17 protein-coding genes, 1 tRNA gene and 2 pseudogenes are annotated in these 22,837 nt (G+C 70.1%); 8 read left to right on the top strand and 12 right to left on the bottom strand.

The genetic code is table 11. The features are described from left to right. Nucleotides 1–125: 125 nt before the first annotated feature. Nucleotides 126–701, bottom strand: coding sequence for a 50S ribosomal protein L25/general stress protein Ctc (locus ABD169_RS07420; RefSeq protein ID WP_344031049.1), 576 nt, complete (start codon nt 699–701; stop codon nt 126–128). A gap of 331 nt (nt 702–1,032) precedes the next feature. Here ABD169_RS07420 and gndA point away from each other — a divergent pair, with 331 nt between their 5' ends. Continuing rightward, complete coding sequence (gndA, locus tag ABD169_RS07415) at nt 1,033–2,484, top strand: NADP-dependent phosphogluconate dehydrogenase (RefSeq protein ID WP_046455053.1); 1,452 nt, start codon at nt 1,033–1,035, stop codon at nt 2,482–2,484. A gap of 54 nt (nt 2,485–2,538) precedes the next feature. On the opposite strand, the gene ABD169_RS07410 is transcribed toward gndA, so the two are convergent. From ABD169_RS07410 to ABD169_RS07395, 4 genes are all read right to left on the bottom strand, one after another. Next, entirely contained in the window at nt 2,539–2,850 is a 312-nt protein-coding gene (locus ABD169_RS07410) for an SPX domain-containing protein (RefSeq protein ID WP_344031046.1), read from the bottom strand. 155 nt (nt 2,851–3,005) lie between these two features. Continuing rightward, nucleotides 3,006–3,983, bottom strand: a complete 978-nt coding sequence (locus ABD169_RS07405) for a ribose-phosphate diphosphokinase (RefSeq protein ID WP_046455020.1) — start codon at nt 3,981–3,983, stop codon at nt 3,006–3,008. Continuing rightward, nucleotides 3,980–5,410, bottom strand: a complete 1,431-nt coding sequence (gene glmU / locus ABD169_RS07400) for a bifunctional UDP-N-acetylglucosamine diphosphorylase/glucosamine-1-phosphate N-acetyltransferase GlmU (RefSeq protein WP_344031044.1) — start codon at nt 5,408–5,410, stop codon at nt 3,980–3,982. The genes ABD169_RS07405 and glmU overlap by 4 nt, the downstream gene beginning before the upstream one ends. Before the next feature lie 30 nt (nt 5,411–5,440). After that, nucleotides 5,441–5,512, bottom strand: a tRNA-Gln gene (locus tag ABD169_RS07395). A gap of 91 nt (nt 5,513–5,603) precedes the next feature. On the opposite strand from ABD169_RS07395, the gene ABD169_RS07390 reads away from it, so the two are divergent. Beyond that, nucleotides 5,604–6,146, top strand: a complete 543-nt coding sequence (locus tag ABD169_RS07390) for a MarR family winged helix-turn-helix transcriptional regulator (protein ID WP_344031043.1) — start codon at nt 5,604–5,606, stop codon at nt 6,144–6,146. Nucleotides 6,147–6,583: 437 nt separating this feature from the next. Here the strand turns inward: ABD169_RS07390 and ABD169_RS07385 are convergent. Then, nucleotides 6,584–8,263, bottom strand: a pseudogene (locus ABD169_RS07385) (amidase); the annotation flags it as partial. Nucleotides 8,264–8,412: 149 nt separating this feature from the next. Here ABD169_RS07385 and ABD169_RS07380 point away from each other — a divergent pair. Continuing rightward, nucleotides 8,413–8,976, top strand: coding sequence for a TetR/AcrR family transcriptional regulator (locus ABD169_RS07380; RefSeq protein ID WP_344031039.1), 564 nt, complete (start codon nt 8,413–8,415; stop codon nt 8,974–8,976). A gap of 21 nt (nt 8,977–8,997) precedes the next feature. Here the strand turns inward: ABD169_RS07380 and ABD169_RS07375 are convergent, their stop codons facing one another. Beyond that, complete coding sequence (locus ABD169_RS07375; RefSeq protein WP_344031037.1) at nt 8,998–9,918, bottom strand: LysR family transcriptional regulator; 921 nt, start codon at nt 9,916–9,918, stop codon at nt 8,998–9,000. Nucleotides 9,919–9,993: 75 nt separating this feature from the next. Here ABD169_RS07375 and ABD169_RS07370 point away from each other — a divergent pair, with 75 nt between their 5' ends. The 3 genes and pseudogenes from ABD169_RS07370 to ABD169_RS16170 all read left to right on the top strand — a co-directional run bounded on the left by ABD169_RS07370 (nt 9,994) and on the right by ABD169_RS16170 (nt 14,706). Next, nucleotides 9,994–11,550, top strand: a complete 1,557-nt coding sequence (locus ABD169_RS07370; RefSeq protein WP_344031035.1) for an aminotransferase class I/II-fold pyridoxal phosphate-dependent enzyme — start codon at nt 9,994–9,996, stop codon at nt 11,548–11,550. A 77-nt stretch (nt 11,551–11,627) separates the two neighbouring features. Then, nucleotides 11,628–13,070 carry an amino acid permease gene (locus ABD169_RS07365; protein WP_046455028.1) on the top strand — a complete coding sequence of 481 codons (1,443 nt, stop codon included), beginning with the start codon at nt 11,628–11,630 and terminating at the stop codon, nt 13,068–13,070. Between the two features lie 197 nt (nt 13,071–13,267). Then, a pseudogene (locus ABD169_RS16170) lies at nt 13,268–14,706 on the top strand (amino acid permease). A 219-nt stretch (nt 14,707–14,925) separates the two neighbouring features. Here ABD169_RS16170 and ABD169_RS07350 read toward each other — a convergent pair. From ABD169_RS07350 to lysA, 5 genes are all read right to left on the bottom strand, one after another. Then, on the bottom strand, nt 14,926–16,164 hold the full coding sequence (locus ABD169_RS07350; RefSeq protein ID WP_344031030.1) for an acyl-CoA dehydrogenase family protein: 1,239 nt from the start codon (nt 16,162–16,164) through the stop codon (nt 14,926–14,928). 200 nt (nt 16,165–16,364) lie between these two features. Continuing rightward, a complete protein-coding gene (locus tag ABD169_RS07345) occupies nt 16,365–17,141 on the bottom strand; it encodes an amino acid ABC transporter ATP-binding protein (protein ID WP_344031029.1) in 777 nt (258 codons plus the stop codon). Continuing rightward, on the bottom strand, nt 17,134–18,099 hold the full coding sequence (locus ABD169_RS07340; RefSeq protein WP_344031028.1) for an amino acid ABC transporter permease: 966 nt from the start codon (nt 18,097–18,099) through the stop codon (nt 17,134–17,136). Before ABD169_RS07340 ends, ABD169_RS07345 begins: the two co-directional genes overlap by 8 nt. Nucleotides 18,100–18,107: 8 nt before the next feature. Then, nucleotides 18,108–19,034, bottom strand: a complete 927-nt coding sequence (locus ABD169_RS07335; protein ID WP_344031027.1) for an ABC transporter substrate-binding protein — start codon at nt 19,032–19,034, stop codon at nt 18,108–18,110. 50 nt (nt 19,035–19,084) lie between these two features. Continuing rightward, complete coding sequence (lysA, locus tag ABD169_RS07330; RefSeq protein WP_344031026.1) at nt 19,085–20,374, bottom strand: diaminopimelate decarboxylase; 1,290 nt, start codon at nt 20,372–20,374, stop codon at nt 19,085–19,087. 86 nt (nt 20,375–20,460) lie between these two features. Between lysA and ABD169_RS07325 the strand changes: the two genes are divergently transcribed. Beyond that, on the top strand, nt 20,461–22,083 hold the full coding sequence (locus ABD169_RS07325) for a PucR family transcriptional regulator (RefSeq protein WP_344031025.1): 1,623 nt from the start codon (nt 20,461–20,463) through the stop codon (nt 22,081–22,083). Between the two features lie 9 nt (nt 22,084–22,092). Further along, nucleotides 22,093–22,827, top strand: a complete 735-nt coding sequence (locus ABD169_RS07320; RefSeq protein WP_344031024.1) for a hypothetical protein — start codon at nt 22,093–22,095, stop codon at nt 22,825–22,827. The last annotated feature ends 10 nt before the right edge of the window (nt 22,828–22,837 follow it).

The following is a 22,837-nucleotide window of genomic DNA, read 5'->3' as shown; positions in this document are numbered from 1 at the left end:
GCTCCTTTAGCTGTTCAGGTTCTATCCGCCGCTCCGCGAGGCGCGGAGAACGGCACGAGCCCGCCAGAACCGTCGCGCGTGCGCGAACGGCCCCGGCGGGCTCGCAATGCTCGAACGGGCGTCGATTACTCGGCGGCCGCCTCGCCCTCTTCGTCCTTGGGGCCGCGCGGTGCGACGACGTGCACGACGAGCTGCTCGGGCGCGTCGAGCAGGCTGGCGCCCTTGGGGAGCTCGACCGCGCCGGCGAGGATCTGGGTGCCGGCCACGAGGCCCTCGACCGAGACCTCGACGTTCTCGGGGATGGAGGTCGCGGGAGCGCTCAGGCGGAGGGTGTTGAGCTCCTGCAGCGCGTTGGTGCCCGAGAAGGGCTCGCCGACGACGTGCACGGGGATCTCGACCTCGACGGTCTCGCCCTTCTTCACGATGACCAGGTCGATGTGCTCGATGATCTGGCGCACCGGATCCTTCTGCACGTCCTTGACGAGCACGAGGGTCTTCTTGCCCTCGAGCTCGAGGTTGATGAGCGCGTTGGCCTGACGGATGATCAGGCTCAGCGGGTGGGTCTCGACCGAGAGATGCACCGGCTCGGTGCCGTGGCCGTAGATGACGGCCGGGGTCTGGCCGGCAGCGCGCAGCTTGCGAGCCGCACCCTTGCCGAAGTTGTCGCGGGGGGTGCCGACGAGGGCGTTCGCCTCGGTCATCGTGGTTCTCCTTTGCGGGCTCGCGCCCGATTCGAGGCGGGCTGGGCCGCCGGAATGGTCATGTCTCGCCGAATGGCGCGTCAGAAAGGCCCGCAAGGCAGTCCGTCCCGCGTCGATCACGGATGCTCGCGCATCCCTCGCCGAAGTACAGCTCCACAGTTTACACGGAATTCGCACGCGGTGCGGGGCATCGCGCGGGGCGCCTTGTAGTCTGGAGTCCGCCCACGGACCATCGGCGCAGCCGGTTCCACGCTCCCGAGCGCGGACCGATCGGGCGGTAGAGCGACGAACGCGGCGCGTCGGGTACGCGCGCGGAATGGAGATCCAGAAGATGACCAGCACCCCATCGGCAAACGTCGGAGTGGTGGGCCTCGCGGTCATGGGAGCCAACCTCGCGCGCAACCTCGCCAGCCGCGAGGGCAACCGCGTCGCGGTCTACAACCGCTCCCCCGAGCGCACCCGCACCCTCGTCTCCGCGCACCCGGAGGCCGGTTTCGTCGCGACCGAGAGCGTCGCCGACTTCGCCGCCGCGCTGACCCGGCCCCGCACCGCCATCATCATGGTGCAGGCCGGCAAGGCCACCGACGCGGTCATCTCCGAGCTGGCCGACGCCTTCGAGCCCGGCGACATCATCATCGACGGCGGCAACGCCCAGTACACCGACACGATCCGCCGCGAACTCGAGCTCCGCCAGCGCGGTCTGCACTTCGTCGGCGCCGGCATCTCGGGCGGCGAGGAGGGCGCGCTCAACGGACCGAGCATCATGCCGGGCGGATCCGCCGAGTCCTACGAGACCGTCGGCCCGATCTTCCGATCCATCGCGGCGCGCGCCGAGGAGGACGGCGAGCCCTGCGTCACGCACGTCGGAACCGATGGCGCGGGCCACTTCGTGAAGATGGTGCACAACGGCATCGAGTACGCCGACATGCAGCTCATCGCAGAGGCCTTCGACCTGCTGCGCCGCGGCGCCGGCTTCGAGCCCGCGGAGATCGCCGAGATCTTCGCCGAGTGGAACACGGGCGAGCTCGAGAGCTACCTCATCGAGATCACCGCCGAGGTGCTCCGTCAGGTCGACGCCCGCACCGGGCGCCCCTTCGTCGACGTCGTGCTCGACCAGGCCGGCCAGAAGGGCACCGGCACATGGACCGTGCAGGCCGCGCTCTCCCTCGGCACCCCGATCAGCGGGATCGCCGAGGCCGTCTTCGCCCGCGGTCTCTCTTCGCACCCCGAGCAGCGCCTCGCGGGCGCGCACCTCGAGGGCCCCGGTTCCCCCATCGCGCTCGAGGATCGCGACGCGTTCGTCGAGGACGTGCGCCAGGCGCTCTACGCGTCGAAGATCATCGCCTACTCGCAGGGCTTCGACGTGATCCGCACGGCGGCGTCCCAGTACGGCTGGCACATCGACAGCGGTGCGGTCGCCAAGATCTGGCGCGCCGGCTGCATCATCCGCGCTCGGTTCCTCGGACGCATCGCCGAGGCCTACCAGGCGGATCCGTCGCTCGTCTCGCTCGTCACCGCCCCCTTCTTCTCGGAAGCGGCCGGGCGTGCGCAGCAGGCGTGGCGTCGGGTGGTCTCGACGGCAGCGCTCTCGGGCGTTCCGGCGCCGGGCTTCTCGTCGTCGCTCGCCTACTACGACGCGCTCCGCGCTCCGCGTCTGCCCGCGTCGCTGATCCAGGCCCAGCGCGATTTCTTCGGGGCGCACACCTACCGCCGCATCGACGGCCCCGGGGTGTTCCACACCGAGTGGTCGGGCGACCGCAGCGAGACGCAGACCGGCGAGTGAGGCTCGGATCCGGCGGAGCGCAGTAGCTTGCTCCGCCGGATCGGCCGGCGCCCGTCAGTCCTTCGGGAAGATCCGCTTCGCGATGGTCTGCACATCGCGGTCGATGTCGTCGACGCGCGTCTCGACCCTGCCGACGCGCTGGTCGAGGTGCTCCAGCCGCCGGTCGACCTGATCGAAGCGCCGGTCGACCTGATCGAACTGCCGGTCGACGTTCGAGAAGCGCTCGGCCATCAGCTCGCGCACGGATTCCATCTGCACCGTGACGGTCTTCGACATCGCGCGCATCGTCTGCGCCCTGAAGCCGACGATCGCCGTCAGCGCCGTCAGCAGTCCGGCGGCGAGAGTCCAGAGCTGGGGTTCGGTCATGCGTTCCTCCTCGTTTCGATGGGTACGCAGCCAGCATGTCAGGTGTGTGCTCTGAGCTGTCAAGCGATCGGGCTTGAATGCGCGCAATACCGTCCCGAAAACGCAGAACGGGCCGGAACCCTCGCGGGTTCCGGCCCGTTCTGCGTTCGGGGCGCTTAGGCGGCGCCCTCGAACATGCTCGTCACCGAGCCGTCCTCGAACACCTCGTGGATCGCCTGCGCGAGCAGCGGGGCGATCGACACGACAGTGAGCTTCTCGAAGCGCTTCTCCTCGGGGATGGGGAGCGTGTCGGTCACGACGACCTGATCGATGAAGTCCTGCGACAGGTACTCGGCGGCCTTGCCCGAGAAGATCGGGTGCGTGCAGGCGATGGTCACGCCGCGCGCGCCGTTCTTCTTGAGCGCCTCGGCGGCCTTGGCGATGGTCCCGCCGGTGTCGATCATGTCGTCGACCACGACGCACCAGCGGTCCTTCACGTCGCCGACGATCTCGTGCACCGACACCTGGTTCGGCACCAGCGGGTCGCGGCGCTTGTGGATGATCGCGAGCGGCGCGTCGAGCTTGTCGCTCCACACGTCGGCGACGCGCACGCGGCCCATGTCCGGCGAGACGACGGTGAGGTCGTCGCGGTTGATGGTCTTGCGGAAGTGGTCGAGCAGCACCGGCATCGCGAACAGGTGATCGACGGGGCCGTCGAAGAAGCCCTGGATCTGCGGGGCGTGCAGGTCGATGGTCATGATGCGGTTCGCGCCGGCGGCCTTGAACAGGTCGGCGACGAGGCGGGCCGAGATCGGCTCGCGGCCGCGGCCCTTCTTGTCCTGGCGCGAGTACGGATAGAAGGGGGCGACGACGGTGATCCGCTTCGCCGAGGCGCGCTTGAGCGCGTCGACCATGATGAGCTGCTCCATGAGCCACTCGTTGATGGGGTTGGTGTGCGACTGGATGACGAAGGCGTCGCAACCGCGAACGCTCTCATCGAATCGCGCGTAGAGCTCGCCGTTGGCGAAGGTGCGCGCGTCGGTCGGGACGAGACTCGCCCCGAGCTCCGCGGCGACCGCTTCGGCGAGTTCCGGGTGCGCCCGCCCGGAGACGAGGACGAGCTTCTTCTGCCCCGCCATCTCGATCGCGCTCATGCCTGCTGTTCCCCGTTCTTTTCAGCCGCTGCTGCGGTGTTCGTGCCTGGGCGATGCTCCGCCACCCAGCCTTCGATGTTGCGTTGCGGCGCCACGGTCATGGCAAGCGAGCCCGAAGGCACGTTCTTGCGGATCAGAGCGCCGGCCGCCGTGTAGACGCCGTCCTCAATCGTAACCGGAGCGATGAGCACGTTCTTCGATCCGATGCGCACCGCGTCGCCCACGACGGTCTGGTGCTTGTTCACACCGTCGTAGTTCGCCACGATGGTTCCCGCTCCCACGTTGGTCTCGCGACCGATGGTCGCGTCGCCCACGTAGCTCAGGTGCGGCACCTTGCTCGCCTCGCCGATCTTCGCGTTCTTCGTCTCGACGAACGCTCCGATCTTGCCCTTCGCACCGAGCTCGGTGCCGGGACGGACGAAGGAGTAGGGCCCGACCTCGACGCCCGCGCCGAAGACGGCGAGCGTGGCCTCGCTGCGGCGGATCCGGGCGCCTTCGCCCACCTCGCAGTCGACCAGGGTCGTGTCGGGGCCGACGATCGCACCCGTCGCGATCGAGGTGGCCCCGCGCAGGAAGGTTCCCGGCAGGATCTCGACATCGGGCTCGATCGAGACTTTCGCATCGATCCAGGTGGTCGCCGGGTCCTGGATCGTGACGCCGGCGCGCTGGTGCGCGCGCACGATGCGGCGGTTCATCTCGACGCCGGCGTCGGACAGCTGAGCCCGGTCGTTGACGCCGGCGATGAGCCAGGGGTCGTCGGTCGCGACCGCCTCGACCGCGCCGCCCTCGGAGAGGATCGCCGCTGCTGCGTCGGTCAGGTACTTCTCGCCCTGCGCGTTGTTCGTGTCGATGCCGGCGAGCGCCCGCTCGAGCGCGCGACGCGCGAAGACGTAGATGCCGCCGTTGATCTCGGTGATGCGCCGCTGCGCCTCGTCGGCGTCCTTCTCCTCGACGATGCCCGTGACGAGCCCGTCGGCGCCGCGCAGGATCCGGCCGAGCCCCGTCGGGTTCTCGTAGATGGCCGAGAGCAGGGTCATCGAGCGGCCGCCGCCGACGTGGCCGTCGACCAGGCGCTGCAGGGTGGGAACGTCGATCAGCGGGACGTCGCCCGAGAGCACCACGATCGAGCCGTCGAAGTCGGCGGGCAGCGCCTCGACCGCCTGCTCGACCGCGCGGCCCGTGCCGGGGATCGCGTCCTGGTCGACGATGCGGGTGTGCGGCGCGTGATCCAGGATCGCCGCGGCGACGCGCTCGCGTTCGTGCCGCACCACCGCGACCACCGTCTGCGGATCGAGCCCCGCCGCGGTGTCGAGCACGTGGGCGATGAGCGAGCGGCCGCCGATCGGGTGCAGCACCTTCGGGGTCGCGGACTTCATGCGAGTGCCCTGCCCCGCCGCGAGGATGACGACTGCGAGTTGGTTAGTCATGAGATGGGTGGCCTCCTGATCGAATCACCGCTCCGCCCCAAGGATTCGAACCTTGACCTCACAGCTCCAAAGGCTGTCGTGCTGCCATTACACCAAGGCGGAACGTGCCGTGCGGCACCCCTCGATTCTGTCAGATGCGGCGACGCCCCGCGGACGGCCGGGCGCACGGGCTCCGCACCGCGATAATGGATCCATGAAGCAACAGGACGAGGTCGACCGCATCCTCGGCGAGTGGCAGTCGGCGCGCCCCGATCTGGATCTCGCCCCTCTGGCCGTCTTCTCGCGGATGACGCGCATCACCAAGCACCTGGACCGCGCCCGCGCGCACGCCTTCGAGCGGTCCGGGCTCGCTTCCTGGGAGTTCGACGTGCTCGCCGTGCTGCGGCGCAGCGGCGCCCCGTACCGGCAGAGCCCCAAGTTGCTCGTGCAGCACACGATGGTGTCGAGCGGCACCATGACGAACCGCATCGACCGGCTCGAGGAGCGCGGCCTGGTGCGCCGGCTCACCGACCCGAACGACGGTCGCGGCGTGCTCGTCGAGATGACCGCGCAGGGCCAGACCCTCGTCGACGCGGCCATGACCCGGCTGAGCGACGCCGAGGAGCAGCTGCTCGGGGGCGTGCCGCGCGCGGAGCGGGATCGGCTCGCGACGCTGCTGCGCCGGCTCGCGCTCAGCGTCGACCGGTTCGGGCCGATCGCGGCGGGCGGCGCCGAGGCGCCGGATTCGGCCGGCTGAGCGGGACCGCCCGCACCGTCATCCTGCGCGACGGAGGAGTCGCAGGATCCTGCGACTCGCAAGCTCGCGCAGGATGACGAGGCGTTCCATCGCACAGGATGGCGACGGGTTCAGACCTCCGCGTAGGCGGCCGCGTCGCCCGCGGAACCGTGCGCGAGGGCGACGACGAGCGCGCGCGAGGCCCGCGGGTTGCCGCCGATCTCGGGAACCGGCACGACGGCAGGCAGCACGGCGGTGGCGGCCCAGCGCTCCCCCGAGACCTCGACGGTCACCGGCTGGCCGTTGACGGTCGCCTCGATCGAGCGCGCACCGCGGACCTCGCCCGAGACGAGCAGCAGCTGCGCGCCCTCGTGGTAGAGCTCGGGGTCCAGCGCGAGCTCGACCGTCACCTCGGGCGCCGAGGCGCCGGCGTCGAGGCCGTCGCGCGCCGGGATCAGATCCGCGGGCAGCTCCGGCGCGAACGCGGGAACCGGGCGCATCGACCCGGCCGCCTCGAACGCGGCGGCGTAGCCGAGCAGCACGGGATCGCTGTACGCGCGCCCCGCGAAGGTCAGGCCGATGGGCATGCCGATGTCGCTCATCTGCCCCATCGGGACCGTGATCGAGGGGATGCCGAGGTGGCGCAGCGCGTAGTTGCCGTTCGAGAAGAACACGCCGTTCGCCCAGGCGCGGTCCGCTGCCTCCTGGTCGATGTCGGCGTTCCAAGCGGCGACGTCGGCGTTCGCCGGGAAGATCACGGCGTCGAAACCGCGCTCGGTCAGCCAGTTCTCGAACAGGTCCTCGCGCAGCCGCACCAGGGCGCGCAGACCGTCGGCGAAGTCGGCCCGGTCGCGCGGATCCGAGATGCCGTCCTTCGCGAGCCCGACGGTCACGCGGTAGCGGTTCTCGTAGTCCTCGACCTCCTCGTAGCGGTCGGGCATCGATCCGGCCGGCTGCGGGAAGATCCGGTCGGGATCGACCGTCGCGAGCGACGGGATCGCGGGATCCCCGTTGGCGCGCAGGAAGTCGTCCCAGCCGAAGGCGAGGAAGTGGTTGAACTCGGTGTCCATCCACCCCTCGGGCAGCACGCCGAGCTCGCCGACGTTCTCCTGCCCGGGACGGTCGCCCTCGTAGCGCTCGATGAGCGGGAAGTCGGTCGCCTCGACGATCGCGCCGAGCGACTCGAGCCGCTCGCGGGCCGCCGTGAAGCGCTCGAGCACCGATGCGCGGACCTCGATCGGGAAGTTCGGGTCCTCCCCCAGGTACATGCGGGGCACCGCGAAGCGCTTGCCGCGCAGCGCGTCGGGATCCCGCACATCGAGGTAGGACGCCGGTCGGTGCGCGCTGGGCTTCGGCAGCTCGACGACCTGCTGGTTGCGCCAGAAGTCGCCGCGGGTCACGTCGTCGTCCTGCACGAGCACGTCGAGCAGGCGCAGCATGTCGGGCATGGACCGGGTGTGCGGCACGACGACGTCGCGCGCCGGGAACAGCGGCCAGTTGCCGCGGATCGACAGCACGCCCCACGACGGGGTGTAGGCGCACAAGCCGTTGTTGGATGCGGGGCTGCGACCCGACGAGACGGTCTCCTCGCCCATGCCGAACACGGCCATGTTGGCGGCGGTCGACACCCCCGATCCGTTGGACGAGCCGGACGCGTAGGCCGCGGCGAGGAAGTCGGGGTTGTACGGGCTCTCGGCGCGGCCGTAGACGCCGCGCTGCATGCCGCCGTCGGCCATGGGAGGCATGTTGGTCTTGCCGATGAGCACGGCGCCGGCCTCGCGCAGCTTCGCGACCGAGAACGCGTCCCACTGGGCGACGAGGTCCTTGAACGCCGGGGATCCCGATGCGACGGTGAGCCCCTTGACCATGTAGGAGTCCTTGACGGTGAACGGGACGCCCTCGAGCGGGCGCGCCTCGCCGTCGCGGCGGCGACGGTCGGACTCGGCCGCCTGCGCGAACACCTCGGGGTTCAGCAGCGGGACGGCGTTCAGCCGCGCGCCGTCGCGGTCGAAGGCACCGATGCGGCCCAGGTAGCGGGCGGTGAGCTCGACGCTCGTGATCCGCCCGGATGCGAGCGCTTCGAGCACCTGCTCGATGCTGGCCTCGAGCAGGGTGAACGTGTCCGACGGTGCCGGCATGACTTCCTCGTTTCTGCGGTCGGTTCCCGCGGTGGCACCGCGGAGGAACGTGCGGACGGATCGCACCGCGCTTCGCACCGGGCGTCCTGAATTCATTTTCAGTTCCTGCTGCTAACGTGTCAAGTCCCGGGCACCGGAAGGAGCGCATCATGGCCGAGGACACCCGCGAACGGATCCTCTCCGCCTGCGAGCGGGTCATCGCGCGCTCGGGGCTCCGCGGATTCCGCATGCAGGAGGTCGCCCGCGAGGCCGGCGTCTCGATCGGCCTGCTCGCCTACCACTTCGGCGACCGCGACGGACTGCTCGAGGCCGCGCTGGATCACGTCAACGAGAGCGCCGCGATCCGCGCCGAGGCCCCGGGCGAACAGCCCGCCCCCGCGCGGCTGATCGCGCTGCTCACCTCCGAGTTCGGCGACGACGCGGGGATCCGCGACGGCTCCGTGGCTTGGAACGAGCTGCGCGCGAGCGCCGTCTTCGACGCCGGGCAGGCCCGCGCCGTCGCGCGATCCACCGCCGACTGGCAGCAGCACGTCGTCGAGCTGGTGCGCGAATCGCTCGAACCCGAGAGCGCCGACCCGGAACCCATCGCGCTGCTGCTCACCGCGCTCGTCGAGGGGCTCTCGGGGCGCTGGCTCACCGGCCAGATCACCGCCGCGCAGGCGCAGGACGCCATGCGCGACGCGGCCGCCCGGGTCGGGATCCGCGCGGACTGAGCCGGCAGCCACCGGAAAGCGCTACGCGGTCCGACCGGCCGGATGCTCGCGCCGCGCCGCGACGCGCTTGAGCTCGGCACCGAGCCACGCGGTCGCCGCCGGCGGATGCTCGCTGCGGGTCACGAAGGAGACACGGCGCTCGCCGAGATCCTGCACCGCGGGACGCAGCGCGACGTCGAAGTCCGCGTCGACCGCGGCCGCGGTGGCGAGGGCCAGCCCCAATCCCTCGGCCACGAGCCCGTGGATCATGTACAGGTCGTCCGTGCGCATGAGTTCCCGCACCTCGTGCCCCACCGCACGGCAGGTGCGGCGCAGCACCCGGTCGGGAGCCTCGTCGTTGCTGCGGCTGCACACCCACGGCACCTGGGCGAGCTCCGCGAAGTCGAGCACCGCGTGCTCCGCCCACGGGCTCGACCTGCCGACCATCACGCGATAGGGCTCGCTCAGCAGCGGCTCGAGCCGCAGATCGGGCGAGATGAACGCCGGCTCGTCCGAGAAGTCGTAGATGAGCCCCGCGTGCACCTCGCCGCTGCGCAGCATGCGCACGACCTCAGTCGGCTCGGCTTCGACCGCCTCCACCCGCACGGAGTGCCGCTGCTGCATGCGCGCGATCGCGGCCGGCAGCAGTCGGGATCCGACCGAGGCGAACGTGCCCACCCGCAGGATCGAGACGCCCGACTCCCGCCGGTCGGCGACCATCCGTTCGGCGCGATCGAGGTGGACGACGGCACGCTCGACCTCCTCGGCGTACTCGACGCCCAGCGGAGTGAGCACCGTGCCGGCCCGCCGGCGCTCGACCACGCGGAGCCCGAGGTGCGCTTCGAGCGCATCGAGGTGATGCGCCACGGTCGGCACGCCGTAGTGCAGCGCCTCGGCGGCACGGGTCAGGCTCCCGTGCTCGCGGATCGCGAGCAGCACCCGGATCTGTTGGAGGCTCAGCATGTCATACAGACTATGACACAGCGGGCGAATACTTGATATTCCATCGGAGACACCGGCGGGGCTACGGTCGAGATCATGCTCACGACCTCCCCCGCCGCCGATTCCGGCGCAGACACGACCGTCCCCGCCCCCGCAGAGGCGCCGGTCGATCCGTCGTTCGCCGAACGGCAGTCGCGAGCCCCCTACGTCGATGCACTCCGCAGCCTCTCCGAGATCGATTGGCAGCGGATCCACGTGCCCGGCCACCAGGCGCGGGCCGAGAACGCTCCCGGCGTCGCCTCGATCGTCGGCGAGCAGGCCCTCCGCATGGACTTCCCGATGCTGTTCAGCGGCGTCGACCAGCAGACCTGGCAGCTCGTCACCCCCGGCCGCCGCACCCCCATCATGGAGGCGCAGGAACTGGCCGCCGAAGCCTGGGGCGCCTCGCGCACCTGGTTCATCACGACCGGCGCCTCCGGCGGCAACCACGTCGCCACGACCGTCGTGCGCGGCCTCGGCACCGAGCTCGTCGTGCAGCGCAGCGTCCACTCCAGCGTCATCGACGGGATCACCCACGTCGGCCTCACCCCGCACTTCGTGCACGGAGCCGTCGACGCCGGCCTCGGCTGTAACCACGGCGTCACCGCGCAGCAGGTCGAGGAGGCGCTGACCGCGAACCCCGCGAGCGCCGCCGTCTACATCGTCTCCCCCAGCTACTTCGGCGCCGTCGCCGACATCGCTGCGATCGCCGACGTCGCCCACCGCCACGGCGTCCCGCTCGTCGTCGACGAGGCCTGGGGCTCGCACTTCGGGCTGCACCCGGGCCTGCCGACGAACGCCGCGCGTCTCGGCGCCGACCTCGTCGTCTCGAGCACGCACAAGGCCGTGGGCTCACTCACGCAGTCGGCGATGATCCAGCTCGGCCACGGACCCTACGCCGAGGCCCTCGAATCGCTCGTCGACCGCGTCGTGCGCTCCTACCAGTCGACCAGCACGAGCGCGCTGCTGCTCGCCTCGCTCGACGAAGCGCGCCGCCACATCGTCACCCACCCCGAGCGGGTCGCCGAGGCGATCGCCTCGGCCGAGGCCGTGCGCGCCCTGGTGAAGGCGGATCGCCGCTTCCGCGACGCGACGCCCGACATCCTCGCGAGCCCCGACGCAATCGCGAACGATCCGTTCAAGGTCGCCATCGACACGCGCGGCGCCGGGATCACGGGCGGCGACGCCCACTTCCAGCTGCTCCGCGACCACCGCATCTACTGCGAGCTCTCGACCCCGTCGGCGCTGCTGCTGCTCGTCGGCGCCACCTCGCCCCTCGACGTGGACCGCTTCTGGACCGCGCTGCAGGCGCTGCCCGAGGCCGAGATCGAACCGGAGCGCCCCATCTCGCTGCCGCCGAGCTGCGAGCGCGCCATGGGCCTCGACGAGGCGTTCTTCGCCGACGTCGAGGTCGTCGACGCCGCCGGAGCCGTCGGCCGCGTCTCGGCCGACTCGCTCGCGGCCTACCCGCCCGGGGTGCCGAACGTGCTCCCCGGCGAGGTGCTGAGCGCGGATGCGGTAGCGTTCCTGCGCGGCACCGCTGCCACGCCGACCGGCTACGTGCGCGGCGCGAACGACCCCGCGCTCGACACCTTCCGCGTCGTGGCCCGCTGACCCCTCCGGTGGACCTCCGGAAGGACGGTCCACCCCTCGACCGCTCTTCCCCACCCCATCACAAAGGAGTGTCCGCCATGTCCGCCACCACCTCGAACCCGCCTCCGCAGGAGATGCAGCGCGGTCTCAAGAACCGCCACCTGCAGCTCATGGCGATCGGGGGTGCGATCGGCACCGGACTCTTCCTCGGCTCGGGCAAGCTGATCAGCGTCTCCGGCCCGTCGATCATCTTCGTCTACATGGTGATCGGCTTCTTCGTCTTCTTCATCATGCGCGCCCTCGGCGAGCTGCTGCTGTCGAACCTGCACTACCAGACCTTCGGCGACATCGCGAAGGACATGCTCGGCCCCTGGGCCGGATTCTTCGTCTCGTGGAACTACTGGTTCTCGTGGGTCATCGCCTGCGTCGCCGACATCATCGCGATCACGGCGTACGTGCAGTGGTTCAACCCCGAGATCCCCAACTGGCTCCCCGCGCTCATCGCGGCCGCGGCGCTCCTGGTGCTCAACCTGCAGCCGGTCAAGTACTTCGGCGAGACCGAGTTCTGGTTCGCGATCATCAAGATCGTCGCGATCCTCGCCCTCATCGCCGTCGGAGTGGTGCTCGTGCTCACGAACTTCACCTCGCCCGAGGGCACCCAGGCGTCGTTCACCCACCTCTGGGATCGGGGCGGCATGTTCCCCATGGGCGCGAGCGGTTTCGTACTCGGCTTCCAGATGGGCATCTTCTCGTTCATCGGCGTCGAGCTGGTCGGCACCGCGGCCGCCGAGACGCAGAACCCGCGCAAGACCCTGCCGAAGGCGATCAACTCGATCGTCGTGCGCATCCTCATCTTCTACGTGGGCGCCCTCGCCGTGATCATGAGCGTCACCCCCTGGGACGAGATCGACCCGTCGAAGAGCCCGTTCGTCTCGACCTTCGCGCTCGCCGGCTTCGGCATCGCCGCCGCCGCGATCCAGCTCGTCGTGCTCACCTCGGCAGCATCGAGCGCCAACTCCGGACTGTATTCCGGAACGCGCATGCTGTTCGGGCTCTCGAAGGACGGGCACGCGCCGAAGAGCTTCTCGCTCACCGACGCGCGCGGCGTCCCCCGTCGCTCGGTGTTCTTCACCGCCGTATTCCTGTTCGCCGCGATCCCCCTCCTGTTCGCCGGCGACGGCGTGGTGGCGGCGTTCACCTACGTCTCGTCGATGTGCGCGACGCTGATCCTCTTCACCTGGGGATCCATCGTGGTCAGCTACATCGTCTACCGGCGCCGGTTCCCCGAGCGTCACGAGGCCTCGAAGTTCAAGATGCCGCTGTCGCGCGTCGCCCCGTGGATGGTGCTCGCGTTCTTCGTGTTCATCGCCGGCACCCTGCTCTACGGCGAGGACACGCGCCTGCCGTTCCTCGCGATGCCGTTCTGGTTCGCGCTCCTCACCGTGCTGTGGCAGCTGCGCAAGCGGAAGCTGCTGCGCGAAGGCCGCCCGCTCACCGCGTCGGTTCCGACGGTGACACACCCGCTCGACGAAGAGCACTAGGCCGCAGGCCCGCGACGCGACGGGCGGGGCGAGTCGGGATCCGCAACGATTTCGACTCGCCTCGCCCGTCGCGTCGGCGATGTCCCCGGCCCCGAGTACACTCGTGCCCACTTCCGGTATCCGTGTACCAACGGATCCGGCGCCGGCCCCGACCCCGGGCACGGCCGAGTCCCACCCGATCACGGAGGAGTGACCGAATGTCGGAGACCACCACGAGCGCCGGGCACGAGAACCTGCAACGCGGGCTCACGAACCGCCACCTGCAGCTCATCGCCATCGGCGGCGCCATCGGCACGGGCCTGTTCCTGGGCTCGGGCAAGGTCATCAGCCTCACCGGCCCCTCGGTGCTGTTCATCTACGCCGTGATCGGCTGCATGATGTTCTTCCTCATGCGCGCGCTCGGCGAACTGCTGCTCTCGAACCTCAACTACAAGACCTTCGGCGATATCGCGAAGGACCTCATCGGCCCGTGGGCCGGCTACTTCGTCTCCTGGACCTACTGGATCACGTGGGTCGTCATCTGCGTCGCCGACATCATCGCGATCACGAGCTACGTCGCGTACATCAACGCCGACATCCCCAACTGGGTGCCCGCGCTCGTCACCGCGATCGTGCTCACGATCCTCAACCTGCAGCCCGTCCGCTTCTTCGGCGAGTTCGAGTTCTGGTTCTCGATCATCAAGATCGTCGCGATCCTCGCGCTCATCGTCACCGGCGTCATCCTGCTCGTCACCGGCTTCCAGAACCCCGACACCGGCACCAGCTCCTCTCTCGCCCACCTCTGGGACCACGGCGGCATGTTCCCGTTCGGCGCGAGCGGCTTCCTGCTCGGCTTCCAGCTCGGCATCTTCTCGTTCATCGGCGTCGAGCTCGTCGGTACCGCGGCCGCCGAGACGAAGGATCCGCACCGCAACCTGCCGCGCGCCATCAACTCGATCGTCGTCCGCGTGCTCATCTTCTACATCGGCGCGCTCACCGTGATCATGGCGATCACCCCGTGGGACAAGCTCGACCCCGAGAAGAGCCCGTTCGTCACCACGTTCGCATATGCCGGCTTCGGCGCCGCGGCGTTCGCGATCAACCTCGTCGTCCTCACCTCTGCGGCATCCAGCGCGAACTCCGGCTTCTACTCGGGCACACGCATGATGCACGCGCTCGCGCACGACGGCCATGCCCCGGCGCCTTCGCGCTCACCGACAGCCGCGGCGTCCCCCGCCGCGCCGTGTTCTTCTCGGCCGTCTTCGTCTTCTCGTCCGTGCCGATCCTGCTGCTCGGCGACAGCGTCATCGAGGCGTTCACGTTCGTCACCTCGGTCGCGTCGACGTTCATCCTCTTCATCTGGAGCATGATCGCGATCAGCTTCATCCAGTACCTGCGCAAGCACCCCGAGCGCCACGCCTCGTCGAAGTTCAAGACGCCGCTCCCCCGCGTGGTGCCGTGGGTCGTGCTCGCGTTCTTCGCGTTCATCCTCGTGACGCTCGCGCTCGCCGACGATACGCGCCTGCCGCTGATGTACACCCCGATCTGGTTCGTGGTGCTCGCCGGGATGTGGCAGCTCACCAAGCGCCGCCTCACTCGCGAGGGTCGCCCGCTCACCGCAGCGGTCGAGATCCCGGGTACGGGCGAGGACGCGTAACCACCGGGGTCCGGGCGGTGCGGGCCTGCGTTCGCGCGCCGATCCATCCGCGTTCGAGTCCGGGCCCTGATGCTGACGCATCGGGGCCCGGACTCGAACGCTCCCGCCAGGCCCGGCCAGGCGCGCGACCCGCAGGCCCGCACCGCCCGGACCCCGGCTCTCGCGAGGCGCGCGCGAACGCAGTCCGCTCTGCCGCGGACTCCGATCGCGCCCCGGAGGCTAGGCGAAGGCGGACAGCCCCGTGATCTCTCGGCCGAGGATCAGCGCCTGCACCGTCTCCGTGCCCTCGTAGGTGTGCAGCGCCTCGATGTCGGCGAAGTGCCGGGCGACGCGGTTCTGCAGCAGGATCCCGTTCCCGCCGAGCAGGTCGCGTGCGTTCGCGGCCATGGATCGCGCGGTGCGGGTCGACGTGTACTTTCCGAGCGAGGCGCTCGGACCGGTGAGCTCCCCTGCCGCTTCGACGCGGGTGAGCTGCACGAGCAGCGTCTGCAGCGAGGTGAGCTGGCTGAGCATCTCGGCGAGCCGGTTCTGCACGATGGACGACGCGGCGAGCGGGCGCCCGAACTGCACGCGCTGCTTGGCGTACGCGACGGCGGTCTCGTAGACGGCCGTGGCGTGGCCGAGCCCGGCCCAGGCGACGCCGAGCCGGGTGGCCTGCAGCACGCTCGAAGTGTCGCGGAATGAGCGGGCGCCGGGCAGCTTGAGCTCGGGGCCGACGCGCACGCCGTCGTACTCGATGAGCGCCTGCCAGATGGCGCGCAGCGACAGCTTGCCCTCGATGGTGGTGGCTCGGTAGCCGGGGGTGTCCTGCGGCACGATGAAGCCCTGCACCTGGCCGTCGTCGCCGCGCGCCCACGTGATGGTGACGCCGCCGATGCTGCCGTTGCCGATCCACTTCTTGTGGCCGCTGATCACGTAGTCGTCGCCGTCGGAGACCGCGCGGGTCTCGAGGCTGACGGAGTCGGAGCCGTGGGTGGGCTCGGTGAGGGCGAACGAGCCGGGCAGCGTGCCGAGGGCCATCGGCTCGAGGTACTTCGCGCGCTGCTCCTCGGAGCCGTGCATCGCGATGGAGCGCAGCGCGAGCCCGCCCTGCACGCCGCCGACGGTGCCGATGGATCCGTCGCCGCGACTCAGCTCCATGGTGACCAGGCAGGCGGCGAGCAGGCTCTGCTCGGGGAAGCCGGGGACGTCGATGCCGTCGCGCAGCAGGTCGAGTTCGCCGAGCCGGGGAATCAGGTGCACCGGGTAGTCGGCGCGGTTCCAGTAGTCGTCGATGATGGGCCGCACTTCGTCTTGCACGAACGCGCGGGCGCGGTCGCGGTAGGACTGCTCGTCGGCGGAGAGCCCGGTGAAGACGCCGGCCTGGTCGGGGTCGAGCGGCTGCCAGAGGTCGTACTCGGGCTCGGCGGTGCCGAGGGAGACGCGTTCGGGGCGGGCGTTGGGGCGCGGATCGGACATCGGTGTTCCCTTCTGCGCCGCCCGCGGCGGCGCGGATACGGGATCAGCCTCTCGAATCCCGAGGAGCCCGGGCAAGCGGGATGGAGGTCCGGCACTGCCGAACGTGCTTCCGCACCCGATTCCTCGTCGCACTCCCGACAAAGGGGATCCCGCTCCGGTGCGGAGCGGGATCCCCTCTCGCGGCGTGGTCTCGTCCGCGACTACAGCACGCTGCGGATGAAGCCGCGGGTGCGCTCGTGTTCGGGCTGCTCGATCACCTGGGCGGGCGGTCCGCTCTCGACCACCACGCCGCCGTCCATGAACACGACCTCGTCGGCGACCTCGCGGGCGAAGCCGATCTCGTGGGTCACGACCACCATGGTCATGCCCTCGGCCGCGAGCTCCTTCATCACGTCGAGCACGTCGCCGACGAGCTCGGGGTCGAGCGCCGAGGTCGGCTCGTCGAACAGCATGAGCTTCGGTTTCATGGCGAGCGCGCGGGCGATGGCGACGCGCTGCTGCTGCCCGCCCGAGAGCTGCGACGGGTAGTGGTCGGCCCAGGCGTCGAGACCGACGCGACGCAGCAGCTCCCGCGCGTTCGCGATCGCCTCCGCCTTGCCGCGCCGCGAGACGACCAGCGGGGCCTCGATGATGTTCTCGAGCGCGGTCTTGTGCGGGAACAGGTTGAAGCGCTGGAACACCATGCCGATGGATCGGCGCTGGCGGGCGACCTCGCGGGGGTGCATCTCGCGCAGGTGGTCCCCCGCCTCGCGGTAGCCGACGATCTCGCCGTCGACCGTGATCCGGCCGCCGTCGATCGATTCGAGGTGGTTGATGCACCGCAGCAGCGTCGATTTGCCCGATCCCGACGGGCCGAGCAGCACCGTCACCTGTCCGGCGTGGACGTCCATGGAGATGCCCTTCAGCACCTCGAGCTGGCCGAAGTGCTTGCGCACTCCGCGCAGCTGCACCAGCGCCTGATCGTTGAGCTCAGTCATTGCTCCGCGCTCCCTTCTTCTTGCCCTGGAGCTGCACGGCGATCGCACCGGTGAACTCCTTCGCCTTCTGCAGCGGGGTGGCCGGCGCATTGCGCTCGACTCCCCTGCCGAAATGGCGTTCCAAGTAGTACTGCGGGATCGACAGCAGCGAGACGATGACCAGGTACCAGAGGCTCACCACGATGAGCAGCTCGACCTGCTTGAGGTTCTGCGCGGAGATCTGGGTGGCCCGCGTGTAGACCTCCATGACCGCGATGAGCGACAGCAGCGAGGTGTTCTTGACCATCGAGATGAGCTCGTTGCCGAGCGGCGGGATGATCACGCGCATCGCCTGCGGGAGCAGGATCCGCACGAACGTGGCGAGCGGACTCATGCCCAGCGATGCGGCCGCTTCGCTCTGCCCGGAGTCGACGGACAGCATGCCGGAGCGCACGATCTCGGCCGAGTAGGCCGCCTCGTTCAGCGTCAGCGCGATGATGCCGGCGACGAGCGGGGTGAGCAGCGTGTTGGTGTCCTGCTGCCAGAAGACCACGTCGGTGAACGGGATCCCGATCGAGATCTTCTCGAAGATGAGGCCGAAGTAGCCCCAGATCACGATCTGCACGAGCAGCGGCGTGCCGCGGAACAGCCAGACGTAGAACGAGGAGAACACGACCATGACCGGGTTGCCCGAGAGGCGCATCGCGGCGAGCACGACGGCGAGCACGGTCGAGATCAGCATCGAGACGGCGGTGATGACCAGCGTGAGGCCGACGCCCAGCACGATGTCCCGGTCGAAGAGGTACTTGCCCACGACCGAGTAGTCGATGTTCTTGTTGGTCGCGAGCGCCTGGGTGAACCAGGCGGCGAAGAGGACCAGGACGATCGCCCAGATCCAGCGGCCGGGCCGCCGGAGCGGCAGGGCTTCGATGTCGAAGCTCCTGTCGCGCTCCGAGGCCGTCGTTGCGGGGGTGCTCATGGCTCGCTTCAGCCTTCCGCGCCGGCGCCGTTGACGATGGCCTGGTCGACCGCGAGGTGGCCGAGGTGCTGCTTGTCGAGGATCTTCTGGTAGACGCCCTCGTCGATGATCGCCTGCATGGCGAGGCGCAGCGCCTCGGTCAGCTCGGTGTTGCTCTTGAGCGTTCCGATGCCGGTGTAGACGGGGCTGAAGCCCGCCGGGTTCTCGGGATCGGCGACGCCCTCGAAGTCCTTGCCGTCGCCCGCGGTCGCGACCGTGTAGGCGGCGACGGGCGCGTCGGTGACGTAGGCGTCGACGCGCCCGGCCTTGAGCGCGGTCTGGGGATCCTGCGCGGTCGGAAGCTCCTGCACTTCGATGCCGGACTTGCCCTTCGCGGTGCACTCGGTGACGAGGTCGCGCAGGATCTGTCCCTGCGTCGCCGACTTCTGCACGGCGACCTTGTGCCCGCACAGGTCGAGCAGCGTACCGATCTTCGCGGGGTTGCCCTTCTTCACGACGATCGTGAAGCCGGCGTGCAGCTCCTCGACGAAGTTGAGGGTCTTCTCCCGCTCGACGGTGTCGTTCATGCCGGACATGATGATGTCGAACTTCTTCGCCTGCAGCGACGGGATCACGGTCTCGAACGCCTGGTGCGAGATCTGGATCCGCACGCCGAGCTTCTCGCCGAGGGCCTGCGCGAGGTCGGGATCGAGCCCGACCTGCTGATCGTTCTCGATCATGATGAACGGCGGGTACGGGATCCCGGCGGCCGCGCGGATCACGCCCGACTTCCGGATCGATTCGGGCAGCGCCTTCGCGGCGGCCTGGTCGACACCGGAGGTGAGCTTCTCGGCCTTCGCGGAGGCGGCGGGCGCGTCGCTCGCCGAGCATGCGCTGAGGCCGAGCATCGCGGCTGCGGCCGCCGCGGCGGCGATCACGGTCATGGTCTTCTTCATGGTGGTTCCTCTTCCTCGGGGAATCGTTGCGTGATGAATATCGGAGGGGGTCAGGCCCAGGCTCCGGGCCCGCCCGAGAGGTGCGGGGCCAGGAACTCGGCGTAGCTCTGACGGCGGACGGCCACGCGTGCGTCGCCGTCCCGGCAGAGCACGACCGCGGGCTTGAGAGCGCCGTTGTAGTTGTTCGAGAGGGTGTAGCCGTAGGCGCCGGTGGCGGCGAGCACGACGGTGTCCCCGGTCTCGGGCGAGGCGAGGCGGGCACCGTCCACCAGCAGGTCGCCCGATTCGCACTGCCGGCCGACGAGCTGCGCGGTCGTGTCGGGCTCCCGGTCCGCGCGTTCGGCGATGACGGGCGTGAACTTCGTCGCGGTCAGCGCGGCGTTCATCTGGTCGGCGAGCCCGCCGTCGACCGCGACGAAGGTCGCGGCGGTGCGCTTCACGTTGTTGACCCGGTACACGGTGACGCCGGCGCGGGCGACGAGCGAGCGTCCGGGCTCGATCAGGATCCGGCTCTCCGCCGGCAGCAGGCGGCGCGCGACCTCGGTGAGCGTATCGAGGTAGGCGTCGATCGAGGGGGCTTCCTGCCCGTCGTGGTACTCCGCGCCGAGCCCGCCGCCGAGGTTGTAGATCTCGAACTCCCCGATCCCCGCGATGGCCTCGACGGCCCGCGCGAACGGTTCGAGGTCGAGGATCTGCGAGCCGATGTGCATGTGCACGCCCCGGACGCGGATCGTGGGGTGATCGCGCAGCCGCTCGATGAGCGCCTGCGCCTGCGGGATCGGCAGGCCGAACTTGGACTTCGTGCCGCCCGTCGAGACCGACCGGTGGGTGCGGGGATCCACCCCGGGGATCACGCGCACGAGCACGTCCTGCGGCCGATCCAGCAGCGCATCGAGGCGTTCGATGTCGGCCTCGCCGTCGACCACGATCAGACCGATGCCGGCTTCGATCGCGAGCCGCAGCTCCTCGTCGCTCTTGGCGTTGCCGTGCAGGTGGATGAGCTTCGGATCGACGCCCGCCTCGAGCGCGAGCAGCAGTTCACCCGCGCCGGCGACGTCGATGCCCAGACCCTCGGCCTCGGCGATCCCGTAGGCGGCGAGCACCGGCAGCGATTTGGAGGCGAAGGTGACCTGGCTGTTCGGCCAGCGCGCGGCGAGGCCGTCGCGGTACTCCCGCATGCGCTCGCGCAGCCCCTGCTCGTCGATGACGTAGAGCGGGGTGCCGTACTCGTCGGCCAGCTCGGGAACGGAGCAACCGCCGATCTCCAGCGTTCCATCGACGCGGACCTCCGAGAACTTCGGGAAGATCCTCACCATCCGCCGGTCGTAGAAACCACTCACGCCCCACACTCCTTCGTTTTCGGTGACGGTACGAATGTAGGAGCGCGAACCCGTCGATCCGTTATCGGATTCGCTAAAGTACGAACGTGGAATCATCGATTTCGAGCATCATCGCGACCTCGCCGTTCTCGAGCGGACTGCCGCTCGCCGAGCTGCTCGCGCAGCTCGGGCCCGCGACGCTGCGCCCGGTCGTCCAGCCGGAGCCCACCGAACGCGAAACGGCACCGCCCGTGCAGGGCGTCGCGTTCCTCGACGCCGACGCCGTCGCGCAGCAGTCCGCCGGTCAGCTGCTCCTGCTCACCTCGCACGCGATGCTGCCCGACGACCGCGTCGAGGAGCTCTGCGACGCCGCCGCCGCTTCGCGCGCGAGCGGGATCGTGGCCCGCACGGTCCCGGCCGATGCACCGCTCGCCGTCTCGTGCGCACGCCGCGGAATCCCCCTCTTCGAGCTCCACCCGCAGGTCGACTGGCGCCAGTTCGACGCGCTCGTGAGCCGCCTGCTCGGTGAGCACGGATCGGGCCTGCAGCTCGGCCCGACCTCGGGCGACAAGCTCTTCTCGCTCGCCAACTCGATCGCCGGGGTGTTCCGCGGCTCGGTGGCGATCGAGGATCACCGGCGCAACATCCTCGCCTACTCGGCGATGCCCGATCAGGCCATCGACGATCTGCGGGCCAACGGGATCCTCTACCGCCGGGTCCCCGACAAGTCGATCAACGAGGTGCGCTACCGCCAGATGTTCGCCGCGCAGGGCGTCGCGAGATTCGCCCGAAGCGACACCGAGGCCCCGCGAGCGGCGATCGCGATCCGTGCGGGCAGCATCCCGCTCGGATCCATCTGGGCGATCGACCCCGACGGCGAGGACCTCTCCCTTCCGCTTTCGCCGGCGAAGCAGGAGGTGCTCGAGCAGGGCGCTCTGCTCGCGGCCGACTACCTCGTCGACGCCTGGCGCTTCGACCACGGCGACACCCGCTCGCGCGAGGCCGCGCTGCGGCGAGCGCTGCACGGTGCGCCGCAGGAGAACGATCCGACGGTGCTCGGCTTCCGGCCGACCCAGCAGGTGATCCTCGCGGCGCTGCTGCCCAGCGGTGCGCGCTCCAGCGATGCCGAGCTCGGCGAGATCCGGGCCGGGGCCGCGCGGCACCTCTCGGTGTATTTCCCCGGCAGCGTGTGCGTCGCGCTCGACGGCGCCGTGGTGGCGCTCGTGCCGAGCGGATCGCCCGAGGAGGTGGGGCGTTCGTTCGCGCGGTTGCTGCCCGAGCTGCGGCGGTTGACGGGGGCGGAGTGCCGAGTCGGCCTCGACGAGCCGCGCCGGTTCCGTCGTTCGCTCGCCGGGCGTCACGAGCGCGCGCGATTGGTGGCGGAGTGCGCCCGGGAGCGGGGGCTCGAGATCGCGACCACGCGCGAGGTGCAGGCGCAGCTGGTGCTGCACGAGTGCGGGGCGGCGCTGCGCGGTGCCCGGCTCTCGACGGAGGACGCCGACGCACTGCTCGAACCCGATGCGGCCGACGCGCGCACGACGTTGCTGGCCTGGCTCGAGGAGCAGGGCAGCGCCCCGCGGGTCGCCGCGCGACTGAACCTGCACGAGCAGACCGTGCGCTATCGGGTGCGGCAGGCCGTCGCCCGGTACGGGCTCGACCTCGACGACGCCGACCGTATGCTCGCGCTCTGGGTGCAGCTGCGCACCTCGGCGACGGATCGACGGGGATAGGCTTCCCCCATGGCCGCCTCAGATACGGAATCCGCCGACCCGGGAGCGGCGGAGGCGGGGGCCGAGACGGAATCGCCCGCGGCGAGCGCGGCCGCGAAGACGGGGGCGGTGGTCGGCACGACGGCCGGCATCGCCACGCTCTTCCTGCTGCTGCGCCTGCTCGCGGTCTCGGAATGGAACTGGGGCACGGCCGGCGCCGTCGCCGATTCGTTCGACTTCGGCGACGCCCTGCCCATCGCGTTCGGCACGCTGTTCGCGCGCCCGGAGCTGACGGGGGCGCTCATCGCGCTGCTGCTCCCGCTCGCGTTGCTGCACGTCCTTTGGCCGATCGGCGGCCGTGTCGGCCTCCCCAGTCTCGGCCGGGTGCTCGCGGCGGTGGCGCTCGTCACCGTGGCCTACGTCTGGATCCGGACCTTCCACTCGTGGTGGGTGGGCATCGGAGCCCTCGCTTTCGGCGGGATCCTCGTCGCCGCGCGGCTCATCTGGACGCGGGGCGTGGGTCATCGGATCGTCGCGGGCGTCATGCGGAGCGTGGGAGGTATCGCCGTGATCGGCGTGCTGCTGCTCGCCGTGCTCGTCGACACCCCGTGGGTGTCGAAGGAGCGGATCGAAACCGGATCCGGTGCGATCGAGGGCTGGGTGCTCGAGGTGCAGCCGGGGTTCCTCAAGGTTCTCACCGAGCAGCGCGAGGTCGAGATCCTGCCCACCGCCGACGTGACCGCGCGGAGAATCATCGAGGAGTAGTCGGTCCGCG

The organism is Leucobacter iarius (assembly GCF_039530105.1).
In the GTDB taxonomy this organism is placed as follows: domain Bacteria; phylum Actinomycetota; class Actinomycetes; order Actinomycetales; family Microbacteriaceae; genus Leucobacter; species Leucobacter iarius.
This window is presented reverse-complemented; position numbering and strand designations above follow the sequence as displayed.